Genomic DNA, 6,426 nt, shown 5'->3' with positions numbered 1-6,426 from the left:
CAGCGTCAGCGGGGCCGTTGCCAGCGCCGGCTGCTCCGGCTCCGAACAGGCCGACAGGCCCGCCACCATGGCCACCATCAGCCCCACCCATTTCCCTGTCTGTCGCACATTGCACTCCTGTGTCTTGATGGACTGCCGATCATAGGCAATGCAGGACATCGGCGCCCATCGATGCAGATCACAGTTACAGATACCGTCTGCCACCTTCGCGCCGGTTGCGGCGCGGTGGCCGCGCCAGCAATCGCCGCCACACAAAAAAAAGGGCCAGGCATCAGCCTGGCCCTGGTACCGGCCCGCGCAGGCGCGCGGCGGTCAGAAACGGTAGACCAGGCCCAGACCCAGCACCGGGTACACGCTCAGATCGATCTTGTCTTCCAGCTCGCGGCGCTCCTGCTCCAGATCGGCCTTGAACTGCGGATCGGCGGCCAGCCCGGTGGCGGCCAGGCTGACACTGGTCTTGGCCGAGATCACGCCCAGGTCGGCGTAGAAGCCAGGCCTTCACCGCGCGAACGGTAGCCCACGCCCACATACGGCGCCACGCTGTCCTTGATTTCCACGCGGCCACGCAGCTGGCCCACATCGGCGGCGGTGTACTGCACGCCGTTGAACTCGTAGACCCCGCCGGCACGCGGGGTACCGGTGACAGCCGCGCGGATATCACCGACCACCAGACCGGCCGAGACGTGGAAGCCGCCCGACAGCGGATGCCAGTTGAGCTTGACGGTGGCGTTGTTGAATTTCAGATCACCCTGGTAGCGGACGTCATCGGTGTTCTCGTCGCCGTCGATGGTGAAGGCGTTGTAGCCCACGGTGGCGGAGAAGCGCTCGGTGAACTGCGAATTCAGGTCCACGCCATAGCCCAGCGTGGACACGCCGGCACCGACGCTCACGTCGTCAAAGGCGGCCGCGGCGGCGGCGGGGACAACCAGGCTGGCAGAGAACGCAACGGCCAGGGCGAGGACAGTGGGTTTGAACATGAATATGAAATCCGGAAAGAAAGAGATCGGCCATAAGGCGCTGCCGGTAACGGCAGCGAGCGGGAAACCTTTAATAGTGGTCTGCTCCCGTTCCCGCCCTGCCTGAAACCACAGCGACCCGCCTCAGAATCCTCCCCACCGGACAAGCCGGAGCACCACCGAACCGGCCTAAAGCCGTGACCGGGTAGCCACTATTTGCAAAACGACGGAAGAGCGTTCGCGCAGCAGCCGTGCACGTGTCGCAACGCTCTTCTAAAAGCCCGGTGGCGGATCAAAGCCATCCGCCTGCGTAGCAGATGGAAACCTTGGACCTTGAACCATCACCCAAACAGAAGAGCCATTGAAAAAATCGACGCTGCCCCGGGTTATACGGCCCCTGTCTTACCCATGAAAAATGGCTGCCGTGTGGCAGCCATTTCCATGGACCCGACAGGGATGGGAATTCAATCCCTCGCTTATTCCCCGTGCATCAATCAACGCAGATTGATGTGCGCCTGGTTGTCGGCGTAGTCCTTCTTCGGGTCCACACCCAGCATCATCTTGATCCCGGCCAGAAGGTTGTTCTCGTTCTTCCAGACCTCGGCATCAGCGGGATCAAAGCGCAGCAGTACCAGCGTGGGATCATCCTTGCCCTCGAACCACGCGGCAATAAACGGGTTCCACAGGCGCTCGATCATGGCCGGATCGTTGTGCACGCTCAACGTGCCATTGATGGTCGCAAACAGTTCATGCCCCTTGGCCACCACGAGCACCTGCGCCGCCGTCCCCGTCCGGGCCAGGTCCGCCAGCGTATTGGGCCGGCCGGCGAAGAACCATACCGGGCCATGCTCTCCCTCCACCAGGGCGGTCATCGGCCTGGGCGCGCCGTGGTGACTGCCCGGCACACCCAGCAGCACGGTACGGTCGGAGGCCAGGGTTTTCCAGAGTTTTTCCTGAAGCTCTTCGGGTGTGGTCATCCACGTTTCTCCACTTGAGGGAAACCCGATCCTCGCCGACCGCCCATATGCAGACAGTGATGACAGACGCCGCCATTGATGACATCACCGCAACCTGCGCACTTTCGCGATCCGCGCAGCCCAGGGAACCGGTGCCGCTTCATCACATCGACATGCATCCAGCGGAAGCGGTTTGATTCGGACCTGCGGCGCTCATCCTTCGGGCCGGCGTCGCCGCTCATCGCCACGCCCGGCGGATGACTTCTGCCGCGTCAGCCGATCCTCAACGGCCGAAGGGCCGGTTAAATGCACCCCGCCGCGGAGCAGGCGAAAGCCTTTGTCCTCGAGCCATCGCCAAAACCAGCGGGCCAGCGCGAATAATTGACTCTGACAGCGGGGTTTTCTTCCGATTTCCGTGGGCACGCCCGGCCTCTACAATCAGCCCAGCACTTCTCCGGATGCAAACCAGATGGGCATGTTCTCGTGGACCGAAAAGTCCCCCGCCGCGCTGCAGAACGGCGGCGTCATCGGACCCGACGAGCGCCTGCCCTGGGCGCAAACGGGCTGATGGGCATCCAGCACGTGATAGCCATGTTCGGCTCGACGGTGCTCGCGCCCATCCTGATGGGGTTTGACCCCAATCTGGCCGTGCTGATGAGTGGTGTCGGCACCCTGATTTTCTTCCTCATCACCGGCGGCAAGGTCCCCAGCTACTTGGGCTCGTCGTTCGCCTTCATCGGCGTGGTGAACGTGGCCACCGGCTATGTGGCCAGCCAGGGGGCCAACGCCAATATCGGGCTGGCATTGGGCGGCATCATGGCCTGTGGCCTGGTCTACATCGCCACTGGCGTGCTGGTCCACGCGGTGGGCACGCGATGGATCGAACGCTTCATGCCGCCGGTCGTCACTGGCGCGGTGGTGGCCGTGATCGGCCTGAACCTGGCCTCGATTCCCATCAAGACCATGGCCGCCAACAACTTCGATGCGTGGATGCAGGCGGTGACCTTCCTGTCGGTCGCGCTGGTGGCGGTGTTCACCCGCGGCATGCTGCAGCGCCTGCTGATCCTGATCGGCTTGATCGTGGCCAGCGGCATCTATGCCGGTCTGACCAATGGCCTGGGCATGGGCAAACCCGTCGATGTCAGCGGCATCGCCGCCGCCCCGTGGTTTGACCTGCCGTCCCTGCATACGCCGGTTTTCAGCACCCGCGCCATGCTGCTGATCGTGCCGGTGGTGATCATCCTGGTGGCCGAGAACCTGGGCCATATCAAGGCGGTGACCGCCATGACCGGCAGGAACCTGGACCAGTACATGGGCCGCGCCTTCATCGGTGACGGCGTGGCGACCCTGGTTTCCGCTGCCGGCGGCGGCACGGGCGTGACCACCTACGCCGAGAACATCGGCGTGATGGCCGCCACCCGCATCTACTCCACCGCGGTGTTCCTGGTCGCGGCGCTGATCGCCATCGCGCTGGGCTTCTCGCCGAAGTTCGGCGCCCTGATCCAGGCCATCCCGCTGCCGGTGATGGGCGGGGTGTCGATCGTGGTGTTCGGTCTGATCGCCATCGCCGGCGCCAAGATCTGGGTCGACAACAAGGTGGATTTTTCCGACACCAAGAACCTGATCGTGGCGGCCATCACCCTGATCCTCGGCACCGGCGAGTTCACCTTGAAATTCGGCGAGTTCGCGCTCGGCGGCATCGGCTGCGCCACCTTTGGCGCGATAGGGCTTTATGCCTTGCTTGGTCGCGCCAAGGCCCAGTAAAGCGACACCTGTCTAAGACGGCCAGAACGGAAACCCAGGGCCAAAGCCAATAATCGACTCTGACCCCCTGTTTTTAGTAGCCCGGGTAAGGCCAGCGGCCGCACCCGGGAAAGCCGTCACGTTGCGTTGGAGGAAAGCCCCGGGTGCGCATCGCTTACCCGGGCTACGCGTGCTCACCGACGTGCACCGGTGATGCGATCGTGCCCATGCCCCAATCCGCTGACAACTCGCCATCACGCACGTAACGGTGGAACGAGGAGTACGGCCAATCAACCACGCGCGTGACCAGCCCATGCTTTACCGGATTGAAATGCACATAGTCCACGTGTGCACGCAGGTCATCGTCATCGCGGATCGTGTGCTCCCAGAAGCGCGACTGCCACGGTGACGGCCCCCCGTTCCGCAAACGCCGGGTGAACCCCTTCTTGATCTCCTGCCAGAGCCGCGAATAGTCCGCGTCGGTGTCGGGCATACGGATAACGGCGTGCAAGTGGTCGGGAAGCACAACAGCAGCCACAACCGTGTGTGGAATGCTCGAACGTGCCTTCTGCCAGGATGCCCGCAGAAGATCGACATGCCGTACCAATGCGTCGTCGCGCCGATCGCGGAGAGTCACCGTAAAGAAATAGGCACCGCCCGCAACCCGGTTCCGCCGGTATCGCACCATCCCGAGCCACTCCGCGCCCCATCACGCGACCAACGGTAGCCCGGGTAAGGCCCGGGCCGCACCCGGAAAAGCCGCGCGTTGCCATCAGGGAACACCCCGGGTGCGCGTCGTTTACCCGGGCTGGGCGCTGGTCAAAGGGGCCCGTACGTGCGGCGTGTGGAAACCTTTGTTCTCGCCTCTGATCTTGAAAAGCCAAGGCAGAAAAGCTTTCGTGCACCTGCGGTGCGCGAGTCACTTTGACCAGCCATTCGGCTGTTGAAGGGCCTTTCTTTGTCTGTGCAAAGAAAAGTAACCAAAAGAGGCGCTTTTCCAACAGCCGAATGGCTGGTCAAGCACACCCGGGACGCATGCCCGCGCGATGCGCGGGTCCGCCAATGCCCGGCGCATTTTTCGACGGCACATCCATGTACCGGCGAAAAACGACGCGCTCCTGCGCGTCGCCCTTCGGGTATTCGCGCCCGTCATTGGCCATGCTCTACGGGATTGAACGTCAACCGCAAAAGCACAAACTGAAAAGCAAACGGCGGAGAGCGGCCCAGACTCACATCCCGCTGGCATCCATACAGCGACGTAGCCCGGGTAAGGCCCCCGGCCGCACCCGGGGGCGTCCCAATGTATGCATCGAGGGAAATTCCCGGGTGCGCTTTGCTTACCCGGGCTACGCGCTGTTGCTTTTGCTGTTGCTGTTGCTGTTGCTGTTGCTGTTGCTGTTGCTGTTGCTTTCAGCATTTGATCCACCCGAGCCGTCAAAGCGTGCCGAGCATCGCAGCGGATCGGGGAGAAAAGACGCGGGTGTCTGAGCGCAGCGAGTTCCGCGCCGCCCCGATCCGCGAGGAGCGCAGGGAACCGATGCAGCTCCATCGCATCGGCATGCGTCCGGCGGAAGCGGTTTGGTTCCTTTTTGCCAAGACAAAAGGAACCCGCACGCGCAGCGTGTGGAAGCCTTTGACCTTGACCCATCTCCATAACAAAAAGGCCAAAGCGAATAATCCACTCTGGATTGGCCCGGGTTCGGTGGACACCCCAAAATGGGGTCAACCAGCGGAGGTGATCCATGGCGACGCAGCGTTTCAGCGCACAGTTCAAACGTGAAGCAGTGAGGCTATTGGAGACGTCGGACAAACCCATCACCCAGCTCGCTTTGGAGCTGGGAGTGCCACGGAATCGACTGTACAAATGGCGCGACACCTTGCGTACCCAAGGAGCCGATGCCTTTCCGGGCTCTGGGCGCCGCTCACTGGAGGGTAATCCCCCCGCTTTTAGCGGTCGCCAGAAGTGGAGTTACGCGGCCATCGCAAGCTTCATGGCTGGCGTGATGCCGCCGAGCGCCATGTTGGGGCGCTCGTGGTTGTACGTCCAGAGCCAGCGCGTAGCCTTGTCCTGCACTTGCTCGATGGTGTCGAACAGGGTTCGGGCCAGCCAGGCGTAGCGGACGGTACGGTTGTAGCGTTCGACGTAGGCGTTCTGCTGCGGCTTGCCCGGCTGGATGTGCTCGATCCGGATGCCGTGTCGCTCCGCCCAAGCCAGGAGCGCACCACTGATGTACTCGGGGCCGTTGTCGCAGCGGATCACGGCCGGCTTGCCACGCCACTCGATAATCTGCTCCAGCGACCGGATCACGCGTGCCGAAGGGAGCGACAGGTCAACCTCGATGCCCAGCCCCTCGCGGTTGAAGTCATCAAGCACGTTGAACAACCGGAAGCTGCGACCATCGGCCAACTGGTCGTGCATGAAGTCCATCGACCAGACCTGGTTGATCGCCTCCGGCACCGCCAGCGACTCGGGCCTCTGGCGCACCAGCCGCTTCTTCGGCTTGATCCTCAGGTTCAACTCCAGCTCGCGGTAGATCCGATAGATCCGCTTGTGGTTCCAGCCAAAGCCCTGCACGTTGCGCAGGTACAGGTAGCACAGACCAAAGCCCCAGTCGCGATGGGCCGCGGTCAACCGGACCAGCCAATCGGCGATCCGGGCGTTCTCCTCGCTGGCCTTGGCCCGGTAGCGGAAGCAGGTCTGGCTCACAGCGAAGGTCTGGCAGGCGTGCCGGATGCTCGTGCGCCCGTCTGCGACAGCTGATTGGGCCATC

8 protein-coding genes and 1 pseudogene are annotated in these 6,426 nt (G+C 63.0%); 4 read left to right on the top strand and 5 right to left on the bottom strand.

Annotated elements, in window-relative coordinates; all coding sequences use genetic code 11:
* Positions 1–312 precede the first annotated feature (312 nt).
* From JCM9942_RS19005 to JCM9942_RS09420, 3 genes are all read right to left on the bottom strand, one after another.
* On the bottom strand, positions 313–471 hold the full coding sequence (locus JCM9942_RS19005; protein ID WP_157722851.1) for a hypothetical protein: 159 nt from the start codon (positions 469–471) through the stop codon (positions 313–315).
* A complete protein-coding gene (locus JCM9942_RS09425) occupies positions 468–977 on the bottom strand; it encodes a hypothetical protein (RefSeq protein ID WP_054659259.1) in 510 nt (169 codons plus the stop codon). Before JCM9942_RS09425 ends, JCM9942_RS19005 begins: the two co-directional genes overlap by 4 nt.
* 473 nt (positions 978–1,450) lie before the next feature.
* On the bottom strand, positions 1,451–1,933 hold the full coding sequence (locus JCM9942_RS09420) for a pyridoxamine 5'-phosphate oxidase family protein (protein WP_054659257.1): 483 nt from the start codon (positions 1,931–1,933) through the stop codon (positions 1,451–1,453).
* 546 nt (positions 1,934–2,479) lie between these two features.
* Between JCM9942_RS09420 and JCM9942_RS09415 the strand changes: the two genes are divergently transcribed.
* The gene (locus JCM9942_RS09415; protein ID WP_256202354.1) at positions 2,480–3,676 is read left to right on the top strand and encodes a solute carrier family 23 protein; all 1,197 of its coding nucleotides are present in this window, start codon (positions 2,480–2,482) and stop codon (positions 3,674–3,676) included.
* Positions 3,677–3,839: 163 nt separating this feature from the next.
* Here JCM9942_RS09415 and JCM9942_RS20740 read toward each other — a convergent pair whose 3' ends face one another.
* Positions 3,840–4,343, bottom strand: coding sequence for an REP-associated tyrosine transposase (locus JCM9942_RS20740; RefSeq protein WP_054659255.1), 504 nt, complete (start codon positions 4,341–4,343; stop codon positions 3,840–3,842).
* A gap of 374 nt (positions 4,344–4,717) precedes the next feature.
* Here JCM9942_RS20740 and JCM9942_RS19000 point away from each other — a divergent pair, with 374 nt between their 5' ends.
* From JCM9942_RS19000 to JCM9942_RS20735, 3 genes and pseudogenes are all read left to right on the top strand, one after another.
* Positions 4,718–5,143, top strand: a complete 426-nt coding sequence (locus JCM9942_RS19000) for a hypothetical protein (protein WP_172675088.1) — start codon at positions 4,718–4,720, stop codon at positions 5,141–5,143.
* Entirely contained in the window at positions 5,136–5,435 is a 300-nt protein-coding gene (locus tag JCM9942_RS18995; protein ID WP_157722849.1) for a hypothetical protein, read from the top strand. The genes JCM9942_RS19000 and JCM9942_RS18995 overlap by 8 nt, the downstream gene beginning before the upstream one ends.
* Positions 5,398–5,508, top strand: a pseudogene (locus JCM9942_RS20735) (transposase); the annotation flags it as partial. The gene JCM9942_RS18995 and the pseudogene JCM9942_RS20735, both read left to right, overlap by 38 nt.
* Before the next feature lie 116 nt (positions 5,509–5,624).
* Here the strand turns inward: JCM9942_RS20735 and JCM9942_RS09405 are convergent.
* Positions 5,625–6,426, bottom strand: an 802-nt coding sequence (locus tag JCM9942_RS09405) for an IS3 family transposase (protein WP_054659253.1), incomplete at its 5' end; no start/stop codon positions are given.

Origin of the sequence: Stenotrophomonas pictorum JCM 9942, assembly GCF_001310775.1 — a bacterium.
GTDB classification, from domain to species: Bacteria; Pseudomonadota; Gammaproteobacteria; order Xanthomonadales; family Xanthomonadaceae; genus Stenotrophomonas; species Stenotrophomonas pictorum.
This window is presented reverse-complemented; position numbering and strand designations above follow the sequence as displayed.

Coding starts and splice junctions, on each gene's coding strand:
- JCM9942_RS09425 (WP_054659259.1), bottom strand. CDS start 977: ATGTTCAAACCCACTGTCCTCGCCCTGGCCGTTGCGTTCTCTGCCAGC.
- JCM9942_RS09420 (WP_054659257.1), bottom strand. CDS start 1,933: ATGACCACACCCGAAGAGCTTCAGGAAAAACTCTGGAAAACCCTGGCC.
- JCM9942_RS09415 (WP_256202354.1), top strand. CDS start 2,480: ATGGGCATCCAGCACGTGATAGCCATGTTCGGCTCGACGGTGCTCGCG.
- JCM9942_RS20740 (WP_054659255.1), bottom strand. CDS start 4,343: ATGGTGCGATACCGGCGGAACCGGGTTGCGGGCGGTGCCTATTTCTTT.
- JCM9942_RS19000 (WP_172675088.1), top strand. CDS start 4,718: ATGCCCGGCGCATTTTTCGACGGCACATCCATGTACCGGCGAAAAACG.